Here is a 19112-nt window from a genome sequence, read left to right on the forward strand (position 1 = left end):
AGGCAGCTTACTTAGCTGCCTTTTCACTAAACACTTAATGGATTGAATTCACCATTTTTTTTCATTGCGCTCTGGAAGGATGGATAGGAACGTATCTGGTCAATCAACCGTTTCACATGAGGTCGGTTTTCTATACGTCCTATGCGGGCTTCAGCGACTAATAGACAATAACTCATAACAATATCTGCGGCAGTTAAATCATCGCCTGTCAACCATTTTGATTTTGATAATTCTTCATCCATATAAGCCATTATCTGATCATAGCGACTATATAGATAGGATGCCTTTACTTTATTGACAACTAAACGAATAGGGGGACGCATAAAGAAAGGTACTTTTGAAACCATACGTTTAAAAATAAGGCTTTCCATCAGCAAGGGCATTAAACTTGCTTGTGTTGAATGCAGCCAATATAGATATTTCTCTCTTTGAGGGTGATCCACGGATGGACGGAGCTTGTTGTCGGGATATAGATCCAGAATGTAGTCAACAATTGCATTTGTTTCCGGCAGGGTAAGCGCACCGTTGGTTATTATTGGCGATGTTCCAATAGTGTGCAGCTTCTTAAATTCTTCTGGAGCTAATGTTTGCGGTCCAACACGTTTATAGTGTTCAAGTTTATATTCCGCGCCTAATTCCTCCAGTAGCCATAAAATTCGAATAGATTGAGAGTTTTCCAGATGGTGAAGGGTTAACATTGAATATCTTCTTCGTGTCTATATAAAAAATATCGGCCCAGTTTAAAAAAATGGGCCGATACTCATATAGTTACGATTTATTCCCGTACAACCAGGACGGAGCATTTTGCATGACGTACCACACGTGCCGCATTTGGCCCAATCAGGTAATCTTCCATCTTGGGGCGATGGGCACCTATGACGATTAGATCAATTTTAACCTCATCGGCGACACGTAAGATTTCTTCATATGCATTGCCATAGCCAACAATATGTTGAACCGCGACATCGTCGGGAATATGTGCCTTTACAAAATCATGTAGAGCTTCATTTGCTTTTTCCATCATCTGGTCTTCATGACCAGATGGGAAAAAGGAACTTACCAAGCTTCTACCAAAGTCAGGAACGACGGTCATAACATGAAGGGCGGCGCCAAAAGCCTTGGCATTTTGAATAGCGGCCGGTAAAGCTTTTTTCCAGCTCTCATCATGTTCCATGTCTACCGCTAAAAGAATATGGTCGAACATTTTATGTCCTCCTTATGCAGTTTGTTGAGTGCTGGAAACAGCGTTACGACGACGGCGTTGGATCATAATGATCAAGAATAACAACACTACAGCTGGAATATAGAATAGCTGCTTGGCTGGACGTTCTGCGGGTACGCCAACAGAAACGATAATTTGGTCAAAATCAAAACCTGCTTTTTCAGCCGGGCTATCAAAACCAACACCATCAACCATGATACTTCCATCATCTTGAAGAAGAAGTTCCAAACCATAATCTTCAATTCTGGTTTGACCATCTTCACCGTTACCAACAGTCATCAACATGGTAAGTGAAACAGGGTCACCTACATCATTTTGACCATCAACCAATATACGCATTTCGGTGCCTGCAGGTACTTCACCCATTGCCTGCACCAGTTCTGTTCCTTGGCGTTCTTGATATGGCGGGATTACATAATCCATCCAGAAACCTGGGCGGAACAATGTAAAGGCGATCAAAATTAATGCAGCAGATTCCCATATCTTAGACCGGGCAAAGAAATACCCTTGGGTGCCTGCGGTAAATATGAGCATGGCCGCCGTGGCGATGATAAAGATGAGAATACCACCACCGAAGGACACATCCATTAACAATAGATCTGTGTTGAAGATAAAGAGGAATGGCAACAATGCAGTACGTAGAGAATAGAAGAAAGCAACAAAGCCTGTTCTAATCGGATCACCCCCGGATACAGCTGCCGCAGCAAATGAGGCGAGCCCTACAGGTGGTGTCACATCCGCCATAATACCGAAATAGAAGACGAACATATGAACAGCGATTAAAGGTACAATCAGTCCATTTTGTTGTCCCAAACTTACGATCACTGGTGCAAGTAACGAAGATACCACGATATAGTTCGCGGTTGTTGGCAAACCCATACCCAAAATCAAGCTTAGGATCGCAGTCCATACCAAGATTAGGATGATGTGACCCATTGATAAAAACTCAACCAAAGCAGCGAGCTTTAATCCAACACCAGTCTGAGATACGGCACCAACAATGATACCTGCTGCTGCAGTCGCGATACCGATACCGATCATGTTACGGGCACCGGCAATCATACCATCCACCAATTCCATAAAGCCTTCTTTTAGCTTGCTGGATGTGTCTTCCTTGCGGAAAAATGCAAATAGATGGCGCTGGGTCAGCAAGATGAAGATCATCAGGATGGTTGCATAGAAAGCAGAAAGACCCGGAGATAGACGTTCAATCATCAAACACCAGATCAAAACAACCACTGGTAACAAGAAGTGTAAGCCTGCTTTAACCGTCGGGCCTGTTTCAGGCAAAGACTGAACAGGTGCATTTGGATCATCCATCACCAAATCAGGATAGGAAGAACTAATACGTGCTAATACAACATAAGTAACCAGAATTAAGACAGCCATTACCCAAGGTGTGTAAGTTTCACCAAAGGTCGCTTGAACAATATCAATCAAGAAGAAGAGGCCAAAGGCACCAATAATTGTATTGCCCAGCACCATAGCACCTGTTGAGACAACTTTTTGAGTTAGTTCACTGCCGCCAGAAGATTTAACCGCTTTAACAACTACATATTGAACTGCAATAATTGCAAGTATGCCTGCTAGACGTGCGGTTGATGTTTCAAGTAATTGATACACTTCAGACGCATAGTAAAGGCCGCTACCTAATGCAAGAACGAGGAGCAGGGACATAACCCAGCTGCTGCCTACATATTTCAGAGCTTTGCTTTCACCCGGTTTCTTCAAACCTTGCATGTCTAGTTTCATAGCTTCGAGATGCACAATGTAAACCAAGGCAATATAGGAAATCACAGCTGGTAAGAAGGCGTGTTTTACAACTTCGAAATAAGGAATGTTAACATATTCCACCATTAAGAACGCTGCGGCCCCCATGACAGGTGGCATGATCTGACCGTTCACTGAAGAAGCAACTTCAACAGCACCTGCTTTTTCGGCATTAAAACCAACACGTTTCATCATTGGGATTGTAAAGGTACCCGTTGTCACAACATTGGCGATGGACGACCCGGAAATCAATCCGGTCATACCGGAAGCCACAACCGCTGCTTTCGCGGGACCACCACGGAAATGTCCCATCAAAGAGAAGGCAACCTTAATGAAGTAGTTCCCTGCACCAGCACGATCAAGCAAGGCACCAAAAAGCACGAATAGGAAAACGAGGTCCGTTGAAACACCTAATGCGATACCAAACACACCTTCACCAAATAACCATTGATGATCCATGGTGCCGCCAAAGGTGGAACCTTTCCATGCAATGAGTTCTGGTGCGAATGGACCAAAGAATGTGTAACACAGGAAGACGATTGCCACGACCATCAATGGCGGGCCAAGGGCGCGACGCGTTGCTTCAAGCAGCAACAGCATACCAATGACTGATACAACAATATCAAATTGATTTGGATTACTTGGACGATCCGATAGACGCGTGCCAAAAATGGAATCGACTAACATGGAATCCGCAATGAACGGATAAAAGGCACAAAGCGAACCAATAATCGCCATACCCCAATCCCCTAACGGGATGTGGCGACGAGGTGAATGTTTAAATGCTGGATATGCAAGAAAAGCTAAGAAAACAGCAAAAGCTAGATGAACTTTTCGTGCTTCATCACTTGAAAATACACCCCATCCGAGGACGAATGGAATTGGCGAGGCGATCCAAACTTGGAAGATGGACCAACTGAGCGCCACTGCCGCAAGAAGTTTGATGATCATTTCATTGGATGGATTGCGTCCACCCGTATCTGTGGAAGCTACGAGATCCTGTAGTTCCTCATCCGATAATTGTGTTGATGTGGATTTGTCCGTACTCATCCCCATACCCCTTTGTATATTTATACTGCTTCTGGTGTCAGTTTGGGAATTTATATAAGTGCTTTAATAAAGAAACGAGAGTAACCCCACTTGCGCAGGGTTACTCTCGTCAAAAACAAGCTGATTACATCCAGCCGCGTTCTTTGTAATAGCGAACTGCACCGTCATGCAATGGAGCAGACAAGTTGTTCACGATCATGTTTTCTTCTTTTAGATGTCCAAATGCAGGGTGCATTTTCTTAAAGCGTTTGAAGTTTTCAAATACAGCTTTCACCATTTGGTATACTGTTTCTTCAGAAGCTTTTGTGGAGCTTACGAATGTTGCGCCAACACCGAATGTTGCTGTTGGTGTATCTGTACCTTTATACATGCCAGCTGGAATTTCTGTCATTGCATAATAGTCATTGTCAGCTGCCAATTTTTTCGCAACGTCGTTATCAACTGGTACCAATACCGCATCACAAGAAGTTGTTGCTTCTTTGATGGAACCGTTAGGGTGACCAGCTGTGAAGATGATCGCATCTACTTTACCATCGCAAAGTGCAGCAGCTTGTTCAGAAGACTTAAGTTCGGATGCAACAGCGAAATCACCCATTGTCCAACCCATTTTCTCCATAACAACTTCCATTGTACCACGTTGACCAGAACCTGGGTTACCAACGTTTACTTTCTTACCTTTTAGGTCTTCGAAAGTTTTGATGCCAGCATCAGCACGTGCAACAACTGTGAATGGCTCTGGGTGAACAGAGAATACAGCGCGAAGTTCTTTGAAAGCGCCATCTGGGAATTTGTCTGGTGCTGTACCATTGTAACCGTGATACTGCCAGTCAGACTGTGCAACACCCATGTCAACGTCACCAGAACGGATACCGTTAATGTTTGTTACGGAACCACCTGTTTTATGTGTACAGTTAATGCCATGATCAGCTGTGCCTTTGTTTACCAAACGGCAAATTGCACCACCTACTTGATAATAAACACCAGTTTGACCGCCTGTGCCGATCACAACATGTTGTGTATCAGCAGCAACTGCTGTTGTCATAAGCGCCGCAGAAGCAACTGCGGATAAAGCTAGTTTTCTCAAGAACATACCTGTCTCCTTATATGTATAAGTTTGTTTATATAGTTTTGACCCCCCGCACAGAGGCAGAGTATCTATTTGATTTTCATCTAAGTTGTTTTGCTTAAGTTGCATTTATTTTTACAGCCGATGAAAACTAGATGTTAGCTTTCTAATGTAAGCTTAACATATTTATCAGAGTTGAATAGTGTTTATTCGCTCCTTAAATCCTACATGTTAAAAATGGCTCTGGTTTCTGCTGCTGAGGCAACAGATCCACCGTTTTTATTAATTCTATTCGCAAAATCCTGAATCAGCGCTGCATTATTCGCGGCCAATTCACCATTTGCCTGATGCATATTATTTTCAAACCCGATTCGACAATGTCCGCCTCTTTCAACGGCTGCAGCCATGCAGTCTTGTTCTTGTGTACCAAATGCACAAACAGCCCAAACACAATTGAAATCCCCCAACGCATCAAGCATCGGAAGAAGGTCATCAGGACTAGATGTTAAATTTGCACTATAGCGGCCAAGAACCAAAAGAATAGAAGGTTTGGGATCGGGAATGATTCCTTGATTATGTAGCATAATGAAGCGTTTAACTTCCTCTGCAGAATAAAGGATATATTGTGCTGCGATCTTTTCATCAAGCACCCATTTGAAAAATGATGCGGCTTTTTCTTCCCCGCCTTCTGGGCATAGTTCTTTCAAAGCCAATGAAACAGCTTCGGGTTTGAGTTCTTTTACCGCAGAAATCTGCTGGTCTGCAGTGAATACACCTACAGCTTCAGTCGTGATTTGGATAACCATTTTATCACCAACTCGATTACGTACAGCGTCAATCGCGGGGCGATAATATTCAGGTAAAATCGTATGTTTATCGTCTTCATCACGTACATGAAGGTGAATCATGGCCGCACCTGCAGCTTGACAAGCCGCAGCTTCTTTTGCCAATTCATCTGGTGTGATGGGGAGGCCTTTGTGATCTGATTTTGTTTTTCTAGCGCCGTTTGGGGCAACACAGAGAATCGTTTTTGTATTTGTCATGCAGCAATACCTGCATCTGTTAATGCTGATTCGACTGCCTTCTGTAATTTATCGGCAATCTCAACCACATGCTTTTCTTCGATGATAAATGGTGGCGCAAGCAAGATGTGATTACCGTTCTGGCCATCAATAGTTCCATTACCTGGATAACAAATTAACCCAAGATCCATCGCATGTTTTTTGATGCCAGCATGAATTTTCAAGGCAGGGTCGAGTGGTTCTTTCGTGCTCCTATCCGCAACAAGCTCGAGCCCCCAGAACAGACCTCGTCCACGTATGTCGCCAATATTTGGATGATTTCCGAAGCGTTCTAGCAAAGCTTCCTCTAGCTTTTTGCCCATAGCATTCACATTTTCCAGCAGATTGTTCTCTTCGATTTCTTTTTGAACGGCTAATGCTGCCGCACAGGCTGTCGGATGTGCAAGATAAGTATGTCCATGTTGAAAGAAACCTGATCCATTCACGATTGTTTCGTAAATCTCATTGCTAAGCAGCATTGCCCCGATCGCCTGATAACCTGCGCCTAAGCCTTTAGCGGTCGTCAGGATGTCAGGACTGATACCTTCTTGTTCACATGCAAACAGAGTTCCTGTGCGTCCCATTCCGCACATTACTTCATCCAAGATAAGCAAGATGCCATATTGGTCACAGATTTCTCTGATACGTTTGAAATAACCTGGAACAGGTACAAGGGCGCCTGATGTCGCACCGACAACGGGTTCGGCCATAAAGCCAATCACATTTTCTGCACCAATTTCTTTGATGTGTTGTTCAAGTTCGTTCGCAACGCGTTGGCCATATTGTTCATCCGTTTCAGACGGCAGTTTATCTCTATAAGGATAACAAGGTGCAACGTGATCTGCGTCGATCAAAATTGGCTCAAACTGTTGGCGGCGCCACATATTGCCCCCGACTGAAAGGGCGCCAAGCGTGTTACCATGATAGCTCTGGCGTCGGGCGATAAAATACTTACGCTCTTTTTCGCCTTTTTCCAGAAAGTATTGCCGTGCTAGTTTTAATGCGGATTCTGTTGCTTCGGATCCACCAGAAACAAAATAGACATAGTCTAATCCTTCTGGCGCACGATCCGATAAGAATTCTGCTAATTCTTCGGCAGGTTCCGTAGTGAAAAAGGACGTATGTGCAAAAGCAATATTGTCGATTTGGTCTTTGATAGCTTGTGTTACACGGGAATTGCTGTGACCTAGGCATGATACAGCTGCGCCACCTGAAGCATCAATATAGGATTTTCCATCCTGATCTATAATATAAGGGCCATCTCCTTTATCTGCATATGCAAGATTGGAGGATGGTTGGCGATGTAAAATGCGCGTTTTCTTTGACGACATGATAGGCTTTCTAGATGAAAATAAACTGGAAAACCTTAAGCAGGAATAGATTGTAGGATCAATCGACTTTTTCTAATGTAAGATGTTAGTTAATCTAACATCTAGTATAGGAATTTATGTAAAGAAGGTTTGGCTTTTAGATAGGTTTCAGCTTCTGCTAGAATCCATTCTTTAAAAACTTTAACAGAAAGCTTGTCATCCATGGGTTTTGGATAAGAGAGATAATAGGCATTTCTTCTAGGTAAAAAGAGATCATAGGGGATGATGAGGCGGCCGGCTTCCAGATCAGCATGCGCAAGAATGCTACCCGCAGTAATGATACCTTGTCCCGTTACAGCGGCTTGTAGTGCTAAAGATGAATCTGCATAGAAACTCCCTTTTCCAAAATCGGGGGCAGGAATGTTGGCTTTTTCGAACCACGCAGCCCAAGCATCTCCTGTATCATCATGAATCAAATGAGAGCTTTTCAATTTTCCCGGAGATTTTAAATCAAGGTTTTCTTTTATGAACGAAGGTGCGCAGGCTGCAAATGCGTCAACATCGAAAATCTTTGTTGTTACTAATGACGTGTCATTGCTTTTTCCCCATCGAATGGCGATATCAAATTCAGCAGTTTCAAAACCTCGAAATCGTGCAGAAGGCGCAAGACGTATCGTAATGTCAGGATATTGTTGTTGGAAACTGTTCAGTCTCGGCATAAGCCAATGTGATGCAAAAGCAGATGTCAGATTAATAGTTAACGTTTCTTGCGTTTTACTCTTTAGGATTTCATCAGTTACTTTTGAGAGATTGTCTAATATCTCTGTTGTGACAGGAAGCAGTTTTTGCCCTTCAGTTGTTAAAGAGACGCGCGCATGACTACGGATAAAAAGGGACGTGTCGTAAAATTCTTCTAAAATTTTGATTTGCTGACTGACAGCTCCATGAGTGACATGAAGCTCATCTGCAGCTTTGGAAAAACTTAATAGTCGGGCGGCAGCTTCAAAAACTCTAACAGATTTTAGAGGTGGTATACGACGTTTCATCAGTTTACATGTTAGTTAAGTTAACAAAGACTATAATAAAGCATTGTTTATCATCGGCTACAATGCAGAACTATTTAAGAAATCCTGTTCCAGAAGAAATGAACGTAACCAGCTATGAATACTGTCATATTGATTTCTATGATGCCAAATCAAGGAAATGTTTAAAGGGGGAATGTCAAAGGGAACCGGTTTGGTGATCAAGTTGAAGTTCTTAGCATACTGACTAGCTAATGGTTCAGGTATGGTGAATATGACCTGATTTTGCGAGATAATATAAGGAATTGCAGAAAAGAAAGGAACCGTAAGACATAAATCTCGTTCTTTGTTTAACGTACCAAGAATTTCGTCAATGACCCCAAAACGATCACCTGAAAAACTGACAAGCCCGTGTTTTGCTTTACAATATGTTTGAATATCCCATGGATCAGTCGCGAGAGGATGATTAGGATTCATAACGCAGCGCCATCCCCAATTCATTAAGCGATGGGTATAATATCCTGATCCTTTGGGAGGGGCTTCTTCTAAGATTAAATCAATTTTACCTGTTGCAAGTTTATCGAATGTACTTGGATCTCGATGATGAATACCCAGCTTTATCTTTGGTGCGGCCTTGGACAGTGCTGCAATGAGTTCCGGTAGGATGAGAATACCGATATCATCCGCCATCGCAATGCGGATTTCTGCTTCGAATTCAGACGGATCATCCTGTGTTTCAGAAAAGAGGGAGGCAGCTTGCGCTAGCAAATCATTTAATTGTGGTTCTAGCGTATGAGCCTTGTGGGATAGTTGATATCCACCTTTGGCACGAATTAAAAGTGCGTCGCTAAATTGTTCTCTTAACTTACTTAACACTTTTGAGACCGCAGATTGGGTGATACCCAATCGATCGGCCGTACGCGATATATGTTTTTCTTCAAAAAGGATACTAAGCATCCGTAAATGCTGAAGATCGATGGAATGAAAATTGAAATCTTGCATAACTATTCCCATTTGGAATGATAAGTATGAAATATATGATATGGAAGAAAGTAATGGAAGTCATATTTTCTGATCTCAGATTTCAAAATAACTGGAGATGAGATTTATGCTAAAATTTTTCAAAACGCTTGCCTTAAGCTGCGTCCTTTCACTTACAGCCATTTCTGCACATGCAGAAACCGCATTAAAACCGATAGGTGAGAACGTTTATGATTTCTTTTCAGGGTGGTATAACAGCCTTGTTGTCGTGGGGGATAATGGTGTACTGGTCGTAGACCCTGCTTGGTCTGCGCGCGCAGAAGAAATGAAAGCAGCTATTGCAAAAGTGACGGATAAACCAATCACACATGTTGTATTAAGTCATGAACATTATGACCATGCGGGTGGAACAGAAGTTTTTGAAAATGCTGAAATTGTCTGTCAGGTTACTTGTGAGACAATTTTTGATCTGGATATTATCGGTGCAGCACCGAAAAAAGTGACTACAACTTTTGAAGATGATCTATCCATTAATCTTGGTAATAAAATTGTTGAACTAAAACATATTGCCGCAGGCGACGGTGTTGCAACTACAGTTGTTTATGTACCTGCCGATCAAGTTGTTGCGACAGCCGATTTATATCTTCCAGGTGGTCTTACAAATCAGAAATATCTTGATGATAAAAACTTCCTTGGCACGCGCTTGATTTTGAATGAGATTTCTCAATGGCCGTTGAAAGTGTCATTGAGCGGGCATTCGGATAATCGTGATCCTGAATCTTTAAAGGCAAGTGCTGCTTATTATAACGATCTATATTCAGTGGTAAAAACAGAATTGGATGCCTTAATTGCAAAAGGTGGGATCGGTGCCGCATTTGATGCATTGTTAGGTGATCTTCCAAATCAAATTAAGCTTCCAAAATATGAAAACTGGAAGGGATATAACGAACATCTATCTGCGCATGTTTTCCGCATGGGAATGTCTATTGCCCACGGTGGTTGAGTCTGATTCGGTGCCGTCAGTGGATGGCACCGAATTTCCTATTGAGGGGTCGTATTCAATAGATGCGATAGAGTAAAGGGATATGCGTTTCTTTTAGGATTATGTTTGAGTGTGAAGGATTTAAAATTTATTTTTGTCCAATCTTGATCATCAAATACTTTCTTATAAGCCTTAACATTTTCACGGTTTATTGCTGTCATCGGAAATTTGATGTGAGAGGATATTTTCGCAAAATCATGTTTTTGATCATAGTCGTACAACATGATGATGCTCCAGGCGCCTGCCAAGAAATGTCCGCCATGGGTTAGGGTCATCTCACCTCGTTCCACCAAATCAATGGCTTCCATAGACCAATTTAAACCAACGACACAGGCATCTCTTCCTGGCTCCATACCTACTTCACGTAAAGCTTTGATCGCGCCAATAGCAATTGCGTCATTAGCCGCCCATATAGCGTTTACTGACTTCGTTCGTAAAAGTTGTTGAGTACGTGTATAGGCTTCTTCGCCAGACCAATTGACGGTTATACGCCTAAGTTCTTTGAAATATGGGTGTTTTCTTAAACCGCGATCTAATCCTCTTAATCGATCAATTGAAGCTGGGGTGTTGATATCACCTGCGAGCGTGAGAAGCGGAATTATACGACCACTTTCTCTTGTCGCTGGCGGGGCAATATGGTTGTGATGCTCTAGTAAAGATGCCAACATTTCATAACCAGCAGCTTCATTATCAGGTATAATGCTTCCTAACCAATAAGGAGATTTCTCTCTGGGTTTGCCAAAGTGTTTTTCTTGTTCTGAGGTTAAGCTGTTTAACAGCATCAAAGTTGGGATTTTATGGTCAATAGCATATTGTAGTAGTTTAGGTGCTTGTTGTTGTTCATTAACAATAATTAGATAATCAGGCTTACTGTGATCGATCGCGGCTATACCTTTTGATACCATGACAGGCCAACCTCTATTGGCTGACACTATTTCTAGATTAAACCCCAAGTCATCAGACGCTGCTTTCATGGTTTCGGAAACAGATTTCCAAAAGCCTTTATCTTCGTATCCCGGATTTACAAAGAGAATATTTTTACGTTCTGCCGCAAGGGCTGAAGATATTAAAAGAACAAATGCGCAGAATAGGATCAAAAAAAAGATAGAAACTTTTTTAGTGTCTAGTGAAGTGACAAATCTTTGTTGCCAATTATCTATATGATCTTCATGTGTAAACATCACTCATATAATCCGTATTGCGAATTATGCGCGTTTTGAATGGGGATGTATAGTAATAATTTGATATAAATGCATTTGATTGTATTTTCTAGTTTACACCATTAAGTGCCATATCGGGGATTAGATATACAGTTTCAAAACCATGTGCTACACTTAGATACTAAAATTATCGACACTTGGAGAAATGGTCTGACATTGCCAGTTGTTAGATTCAAAATATGTTATTTAATTCTGTTCCCCATGATTTTGACGTTGGGGTTACTATCTGATGCACATTCTGAGAATATAACTACGGATTTTGACGAAGTTGAGATCGCTGTTGGAGAATGGCCACCTTATCTCTCGGAGGATTTACCTCAAGGCGGTATTATGGCTCAGGCGATAGCAGAAATCTTTCAAGATATTGGAGTCGAAGCTAAGTTTAGGTTTTTGCCTTGGGGGCGAGCTTACGAGGAAACCTCAAGAGGGGCTCATACTGCTACAGGTGTATGGATGCACAAAGCAGAGAGAGAACAAGATTTCATTTATAGTGAAGCGATTCTGACGGAGCAGTTTGTATTTTTTTACAATACGGATATTTCTTTTGATTGGAAAACACTCAAGGATATCGAAAAATATCGGATTGGTGGGGGGACGAAATATAGCTATGGCCCTGCTTTTGACAAAGCCATTGCGGCAGGTCGCATTAAGATAGAACGTGTGGGTAATGTACACTTGAATTTTAGGAAACTTTTAACGGGACGTATATCTCTATTTCCTCAGGAAATAAATGTCGGCTATGCTGATTTGAGAAGACATCTTTCAGAAGAGGATCAGGCGCGCATCACGCATCATCCCAAGCCGTTTTTGAATAATCACTCCTATGTGCTTTTTCCAAGAAGAGTCGAAAAGAGTGAGGAATTAGTCCGGCTTTTTAACCAGAAGCTAAGGCAATATCGTGAAGATGGTCGATATGACATCTTGATGGCTACTTTAAATTAGTCCTTATGAAGTTTAATCAAGAGGTTGTCTTCATAGCTTAGATATATTTCAACCGCGGTTAAGATTTAAAAGCTATGATAACTTATTTAGTAAACACCCCAATATTTGAACTTGAAACAAATTATTTCATCTTATCAAGAATTCATTCGGGCAAAAACAGGATGGACCGATTGATCGGATGATAGAGCAATATCTGGGACAGCAAGAAGGCAGCTCATATCGGGTTTTCAAACTGTTATAGATATAGTTTTGGAAAATCTTACTCTTTATACTTGTCTCTTGCCGTATTTAACTTAAATCTAAAGGAATAAAATAACTGGATTTAGGAAAATGAATATGTCTGAGGCAGGTTGGCAGTTCGACAATAGTTATGGTCGACTGAAAGATATTTTTTATACACGCTTGTCACCGATCTCCGTGTGTGCGCCAGAAATGGTGATTTTTAATGAAAGCTTAGCACATGAGTTAGGTTTGAATTTCTCCTCTTACAACGATCCGGAACTTGCTCAGATATTTGCAGGTAATGTTTTACCTGATGGTGCGGATCCAATTGCACAAGCTTATGCCGGACATCAATTTGGACATCCAAATGTTCTAGGGGACGGGCGTGCAATTCTACTTGGAGAGCAAATATCAACAAGTGGGAAACGATTTGATGTTCAGTTGAAAGGATCTGGGCAAACACCTTATTCCCGAAATGGTGATGGTCGCGCCGCGCTTGGTCCTATGCTTAGAGAATTCATTATTAGTGAGGCGATGGCTGCGCTTGGTATTAAGACGACCCGCAGTTTAGCCGTCGTGGCAACCGGTGAACCTGTTTTTAGGGAAGGGGCATTGACCGGCGCTGTCCTGACCCGAATTGCTGATAGTCATTTGCGTGTTGGGACATTTGAATATGCGGCGATGCGCCGTGACCAAGAAGGTCTTCAGCAGCTATTAAACTATAGTATTGATCGGCATTATCCGGAAATAAAGGAGGCTGGCAATTTAGCATTGGCTTTTATTGAACAGGTTATGAATCGCCAGATCGACTTGATATGCCAATGGATGCGCGTTGGATTTATCCATGGGGTGATGAATACAGATAATATGACAATTTCTGGTGAAACGATTGATTATGGTCCTTGTGCATTTATGGAGGCTTATGATCCTGCCACCGTGTTTAGTTCTATTGACCACCGGGGGCGTTATGCCTTTGGTAATCAGCCTCCGATTGCACAATGGAATTTAGCACGTTTGGCAGAAACATTGCTTCCGTTGATAGATGAGGATGCGGATACCGCACTTGAGAAAGCTGAAGAAATAGTTATGGGCTTTATGCCGAAATTTGAGAAGGTATATCTCAAAATGATGGGGCAGAAGATTGGCATTACTGCAGGTCAAGAAGGGGATGTAGAGCTTATTGCTGATCTCCAAAATTTGTTATTGAAGCATAAGCTTGATTATACGAATGCGTTTAGGGCGCTTAGTAAAAGTAAACCATCAGAAGAAGCTGTTTTTACTGGTATTCGTCAAGAACAAGAAATGCAAGATTGGTTCGCGCGCTGGCAGGTTCGATTGGATCAAGATGAATTAGAGACGCAAGAATCTCTGACATTGAGAGTAAGCCAAAATCCGGCATTTATCCCACGTAACCAATTGGTGGAAGAGGCCTTAGAAGCTGCTGAAAATAATGGCCAAATGACTCGCTTTAATAAGTTATTGGATGTTGTGACAAAGCCATATAAAGACAATCCACAACTTCAGGATTTTCAAGCCCCAATGCAGTCTGGGCATCATTTTCAAACATTTTGTGGCACTTAGAAAAGTGGAATTCTCACATTTGGGGAATAGCTTTGTTCATAAATTAAAAGGGGCAGTTGAAAACAGCTGCCCCTTTTTGTCATTCATTCAACTTTAATAAGTTTGTTACTCAGGTCGCCCAGTGATTGGCGTTATGATACAGCCGGGAGCATTATTATCTTCATGGCATTCCATTATACGATCAACTGAATGCTGATAGATGGTTTTCCATTGTTCCAAACTGTAAGGATTTCCGACAGGCATGGAATGATTTAACGGATAGGATCTTGCATTTTTATTCGCATTTATGATGGGGAATATGCCAATCGCTTCTTGCGTTGCTTGGCCACCTGTGAACTGTGTTCCCAAACGATGACAACTTGTGCAATTGTTGCCACGTGTGGTGATGGAAATATGCTTCCATTCCTTAAAGTCTGGTCCTAGATGTTTATACCATCCAAATGGATTGGTTGGGACCTGATCCCAAACTTGACCAATATAGGGGCTATGCATGAAAGGGTCATTGTCATGACAGTTTCCGCAACCATCCTTTGCCACTTCATGAGGTGGGTTCCAGATGGAGCGAGTTAATTTAATGCGCAATGGGTCTGTTTCGCCGTCAGGCGACGGAACATCACTTCCATCAATAGTTTGTCCCGCAGGTGCAGTTGCCTGAAACCAGCATGTACTGCCATCGCTGACATTATGGGCGACAATGTCAATTTCATCAAATTCAGTGCTAAATTCATCACGGATAAATTTACGGCGACAGAGTGCAGATACCTGACGATCCCCATCAGATAAATTCAAAATTCTAGAGAAAGGCGTGCATTGACCATCGGTGCCTTTACCAAAGTTCAATAAGGACGGACGATCACAATCCATATCAGGGTAATATCTATCCGGTATTTTTCCATTAACCGTGATGGGAATGACGGTCCCTTCCATACAATCAAAAGCCGGAATAGATTTGATCGCAGCAGCACACATTTTTCCATATTCGATGATATCTTGGGACTCTGCCTTGGCTGTTCCACTTTGCGTAAAACTAAATGCGATCCCCAAAAGAAGAAGAGGAAGTTTTAGGTTTAAATATCTCATGACACCATACCTCCTTCTTCGATAATTGCAGACTTTATTGCTTCATGATAGCGGATATAGCCTGTGCATCGACAAATATGCTCCCCCACCGCATTTTCAATCACCTGATCAAGGTCGTCTTTATTGATCGGGGCTCTTTTTAAGCGATCCCAAAGGCTATAGGCCGCCATCAAGAAGCCGGAGGTACAATAGCCACATTGGAAGGCAAATTTATCAAGGAAGGCTTGTTGCAAAGGATGCAATTTTTCCGGCTCACCAACAGATTCAATGGTGTCTACCTGAACGCCTTGCATCTGCGATAATGGTGTGGAGCAGGACAACATAACTTCGCGTGGGGAATTCGGTTGTCGCTGCACAGAGACTGTACAAGCACGGCATACGCCAATGCCACAGCAGAATTTGGTTCCCGTTAATCCCATTTCATCTTGAAGATATTCCATTAACGGCATCTCAAAGAGGTCTTCATCCACCGTTACCAATTGCTGGTTTACGTAAAAGCTAACTGTACTCATGATTTCAGTGCCTCCTTGATTTTAGAAGAGGTAAAGGGTAAAGACCGCATCCGAATTTGGGATGCATCGTAAATCGCATTCGAAATAGCAGGTGCGACAGAGCACATCACGGCTTCGGCAATGCCATTCGATTTTTCATTTGTATCTAAAGGATCAAGAACCTTTAATTCTTGGGAATGAAGGGCGATGTCTCTGGACAATGCCACATGATAACGATCTAGGTTCCATCGGCCATCAGCAGGACCTTCACTGCCTGGTTTAATATCTTCCAATAAAGAATAGCCGATAGCCATAGCAACACCACCTTGGCTTTGACCGGAAACAAGGCCTTCTGTGATGATCGGACCCGCATTTAAAACGCTTAGAGAATCAACAACTGTTACATCACCTGTTTTGCGATCAACCGTCACACCCATCAAATTCCCGCATGGGGCAAAACGTGTGCGTGAATATCGACCACTGTCAGGTGAAGGAACTTTGTTCACACCACTTCGCCAGATTGGTGCAGGTGCTTCATCTGGGTTTGTGCCGCTGTAATAAACACTTAAACCATCAATATCCCAGTTATATTCTTGATTAGAGATGTTGAATTCGGAATTTACCCAAACTTCGCGGAAATAGGCATGGACTAGAATCCCTGTAATGCCACCAAGCTTATGTACTGTACTGATTAATTTCTCACGTGGGATAGGCGACTGTGATCCGTCCTTTGTCTCTAGATAGCCATCCTGCCAAGTGACGGAATCTGCCTTTAAGCTACCTTTTTCTAATCCCCAATGTTTTTCAGCGACCGGAAGGATTGCAAGTTCCAAAAGGACAAGAGAGGCTTGTTCAACAGCATGTACCTGATGGAAGGCACATAAGCACGCACTGGAGGAACCAACACTGCTGGCGGTGAACTTTTTATTATCATCCCAAGTATAACTAGGGTCTGTGGTCATGCCCATGGATGGCCATAATTCTGCATCACCCATATTGATGTTATCGGCATTGGCACCCAGATGTTTGGCCGTTGCAACCGCAAGGGTAGTTGCGGATCCATTGCCCATATCCACATAGCTGCTGCTCACAGACAAAGTGCCATCGGTATTCAGGATAACTTGCCCGACAACCCCATCACCGGATGTACCATAAGCCTGATTAGAAATCGCAAAACCAACACCATAATCAAGGCCTTCTTTGGCATAGGCCTTACGCTTTTCTTCACGCTTGGTCCAAATCGGGTGTCTTTCCGCCTCATCGATAATTTCATCGAAACGAGGTTTTTGTGAAACTGGCCCGCCCACAACGGTTCGTGACCCCTGTTTCATAATATTTCGGCGTCGTATTTCAAATGGGGAAATTTGCAAATTCACAGCTGCTTCATCTAAAGCTGACTCAATGGCAAAGAATGCCTGTGGTCCGCCAAAACCACGCTGTGATCCACCCGGGATATTGGTGGTGTATTTAGCGTGTGTTTTGATCGCTGATCTTGGGATTTCGTATCCACCCCCCGCACATAGCCCCGCAAGTGAAGCCACATAGGGGCTGAGGTTACGACGACCACCGCCATCAAACACCATCTCAGTGGTCATGGCTTGAATCTTGCCATCACTATCTACTGCCAAGGTTTCTTTTAAATCGCAGGCATGACGTTTTAAGCCGGATTGGAATTGTTCATAACGGTTATAAGCCAAGCGAACAGGTTGTCCGTTTGCATAAGCCGCCGCAATCGCCAGATTGATGGTGAACATGGATTTATCACGTCCCCCAAAGCCACCACCGGGATAGCATGAAATCAAATTCACGGTTGTTGGCTTGATAGGTGATTGACTATTTTCAAACATCGATAGAACTTCGCCCACATCCCCATCAGGCGATTGGGTGCCAAGAACCATATTCAATGTTTTCGTTTTTTGATCATACCAAGCGATGCCGCTTTCCGGTTCCATAAATACTGGATCCATGGCCGGCATATCAGCTTCTAGATCATAGACATTCCAGTCAGAAGACCTGATATCCAGCTTTATCTGGCGACGGTATTCTTCAGATTTTTTCGTGTAATCTGAATCACCCCCATTTTTTGCATAGGAAAATACATCTGTTGGCCCATCTGCGGCGATACGCACATAATTGGTTAGAGGGGCATATACACAATGACCATCCAGATCTTTAAACTCTTTTGGGTTATCCGGGCATATTCTTGGATCTGTATCTTTCGCACCATATTTTATGAAGTCTTCATTAAACTCGATGTAATATTGGGCTTTGCGCATTTGATAGGCGGTTTTGAAAAATAAAAACGCAACAGGTTGACCGTAATAATCTGCACGTTGACCTTGAGGGACTAACAACGGAAAAGTGATGGTTGAGGGCAGGTCCAGATTGACATCATCGGCATATAATACTTCTGGTCGTAACTCTGGTGGTAAGGTATCCAAATCCAGTGTTTCAAAAACATGGTCGACATCTGTTGCACGCATGATCTGAATGGAGGCTTCTTTTACAGGCCATCCTTCACTTTGGAAATCTCTGGCTCTGAAATCTCTGGCATAGATTTTCTGGCCTGTCACTTTGGCAAGGCCATCAATACGATAGCGCGCTTCGCCGGGCTTCTTTTGCCAGCCTTCAAAACCTTGAGAAGGCTGTGTGCCACCACCATCACTGGCAAATACCGAAGTGATAGGGATGATGTTGACCGTCACGGCGGCACCGCCAATCATTTTGACAAATTGACGACGATTCATGGACATACCACCCATGAACCCATTCTTATTTTCGGGCATAGTTGTCTCCCCCTGATCTCACACTTTACCCAGTTAAAATACTAGATAAGTCGCGTGATTATTTCCTGATCCATATCTTACACATCTTTATGGATTTTTTTATATGTGTAAAAACATCTATAGTAGTAAATCAGTTTTGTTTAGAAGCCAATAATATTTCTTATTAAAATTAAGTGACAGAGTTTATGAGAGGTAAAATAATTTTATTCTCATTTTGTTCTATTTTTATTGACAATTTTTAAATTTTGTTCTATGTAGCTAGAACT

At 42.5% G+C, this 19112-nt stretch carries 15 protein-coding genes; 3 read left to right on the forward strand and 12 right to left on the reverse strand.

Translation table 11 applies throughout. From position 1 onward, the window contains the following. Positions 1-26 precede the first annotated feature (26 nt). The 8 genes from ACOQOA_RS00995 to ACOQOA_RS01030 form a co-directional block, all read right to left on the reverse strand. Positions 27-698, reverse strand: a complete 672-nt coding sequence (locus ACOQOA_RS00995; protein WP_420546807.1) for a glutathione S-transferase family protein — start codon at positions 696-698, stop codon at positions 27-29. Positions 699-775: 77 nt separating this feature from the next. Then, on the reverse strand, positions 776-1204 hold the full coding sequence (locus tag ACOQOA_RS01000) for a universal stress protein (protein ID WP_420546808.1): 429 nt from the start codon (positions 1202-1204) through the stop codon (positions 776-778). 12 nt (positions 1205-1216) lie between these two features. Then, positions 1217-4042 carry a TRAP transporter permease gene (locus tag ACOQOA_RS01005; RefSeq protein WP_420546809.1) on the reverse strand — a complete coding sequence of 942 codons (2826 nt, stop codon included), beginning with the start codon at positions 4040-4042 and terminating at the stop codon, positions 1217-1219. Positions 4043-4166: 124 nt separating this feature from the next. Further along, positions 4167-5132, reverse strand: a complete 966-nt coding sequence (locus ACOQOA_RS01010) for a TAXI family TRAP transporter solute-binding subunit (RefSeq protein WP_420546810.1) — start codon at positions 5130-5132, stop codon at positions 4167-4169. A gap of 200 nt (positions 5133-5332) precedes the next feature. Next, positions 5333-6151: a 3-keto-5-aminohexanoate cleavage protein gene (locus ACOQOA_RS01015; protein ID WP_420546811.1), complete on the reverse strand. Its 819-nt coding sequence runs from the start codon at positions 6149-6151 to the stop codon at positions 5333-5335. After that, the gene (locus tag ACOQOA_RS01020; RefSeq protein ID WP_420546812.1) at positions 6148-7500 is read right to left on the reverse strand and encodes an aspartate aminotransferase family protein; all 1353 of its coding nucleotides are present in this window, start codon (positions 7498-7500) and stop codon (positions 6148-6150) included. Before ACOQOA_RS01020 ends, ACOQOA_RS01015 begins: the two co-directional genes overlap by 4 nt. Before the next feature lie 101 nt (positions 7501-7601). Continuing rightward, entirely contained in the window at positions 7602-8525 is a 924-nt protein-coding gene (gcvA, locus tag ACOQOA_RS01025; protein ID WP_420546813.1) for a transcriptional regulator GcvA, read from the reverse strand. Between the two features lie 57 nt (positions 8526-8582). Continuing rightward, positions 8583-9503 (reverse strand): LysR family transcriptional regulator, encoded by a 921-nt coding sequence (locus ACOQOA_RS01030; RefSeq protein WP_420546814.1) that lies wholly within the window; start codon positions 9501-9503, stop codon positions 8583-8585. Between the two features lie 106 nt (positions 9504-9609). Between ACOQOA_RS01030 and ACOQOA_RS01035 the strand changes: the two genes are divergently transcribed. Then, positions 9610-10485 (forward strand): MBL fold metallo-hydrolase, encoded by an 876-nt coding sequence (locus ACOQOA_RS01035; RefSeq protein WP_420546815.1) that lies wholly within the window; start codon positions 9610-9612, stop codon positions 10483-10485. Between the two features lie 38 nt (positions 10486-10523). Here the strand turns inward: ACOQOA_RS01035 and ACOQOA_RS01040 are convergent, their stop codons facing one another. Next, on the reverse strand, positions 10524-11705 hold the full coding sequence (locus ACOQOA_RS01040; RefSeq protein WP_420547106.1) for an ABC transporter substrate-binding protein: 1182 nt from the start codon (positions 11703-11705) through the stop codon (positions 10524-10526). A 195-nt stretch (positions 11706-11900) separates the two neighbouring features. On the opposite strand from ACOQOA_RS01040, the gene ACOQOA_RS01045 reads away from it, so the two are divergent. Together ACOQOA_RS01045 and ACOQOA_RS01050 are read left to right on the forward strand one after the other, a co-directional pair. Beyond that, positions 11901-12686, forward strand: coding sequence for a substrate-binding periplasmic protein (locus ACOQOA_RS01045; protein ID WP_420546816.1), 786 nt, complete (start codon positions 11901-11903; stop codon positions 12684-12686). A 330-nt stretch (positions 12687-13016) separates the two neighbouring features. Beyond that, positions 13017-14489 (forward strand): protein adenylyltransferase SelO, encoded by a 1473-nt coding sequence (locus tag ACOQOA_RS01050; protein WP_420546817.1) that lies wholly within the window; start codon positions 13017-13019, stop codon positions 14487-14489. A 105-nt stretch (positions 14490-14594) separates the two neighbouring features. Here the strand turns inward: ACOQOA_RS01050 and ACOQOA_RS01055 are convergent, their stop codons facing one another. The 3 genes from ACOQOA_RS01055 to ACOQOA_RS01065 are packed head-to-tail and all read right to left on the reverse strand — an operon-like array spanning position 14595 to position 18846. After that, positions 14595-15569, reverse strand: a complete 975-nt coding sequence (locus tag ACOQOA_RS01055; RefSeq protein ID WP_420546818.1) for a hypothetical protein — start codon at positions 15567-15569, stop codon at positions 14595-14597. Further along, a complete protein-coding gene (locus tag ACOQOA_RS01060; RefSeq protein WP_420546819.1) occupies positions 15566-16081 on the reverse strand; it encodes a (2Fe-2S)-binding protein in 516 nt (171 codons plus the stop codon). Before ACOQOA_RS01060 ends, ACOQOA_RS01055 begins: the two co-directional genes overlap by 4 nt. Beyond that, positions 16078-18846, reverse strand: a complete 2769-nt coding sequence (locus tag ACOQOA_RS01065; RefSeq protein ID WP_420546820.1) for a xanthine dehydrogenase family protein molybdopterin-binding subunit — start codon at positions 18844-18846, stop codon at positions 16078-16080. The genes ACOQOA_RS01060 and ACOQOA_RS01065 overlap by 4 nt, the downstream gene beginning before the upstream one ends. Between the last annotated feature and the right edge of the window lie 266 nt (positions 18847-19112).

This window comes from Curvivirga sp. (genome assembly GCF_965219885.1).
Classification (GTDB): Bacteria; Pseudomonadota; Alphaproteobacteria; order UBA8366; family Aestuariispiraceae; genus Curvivirga.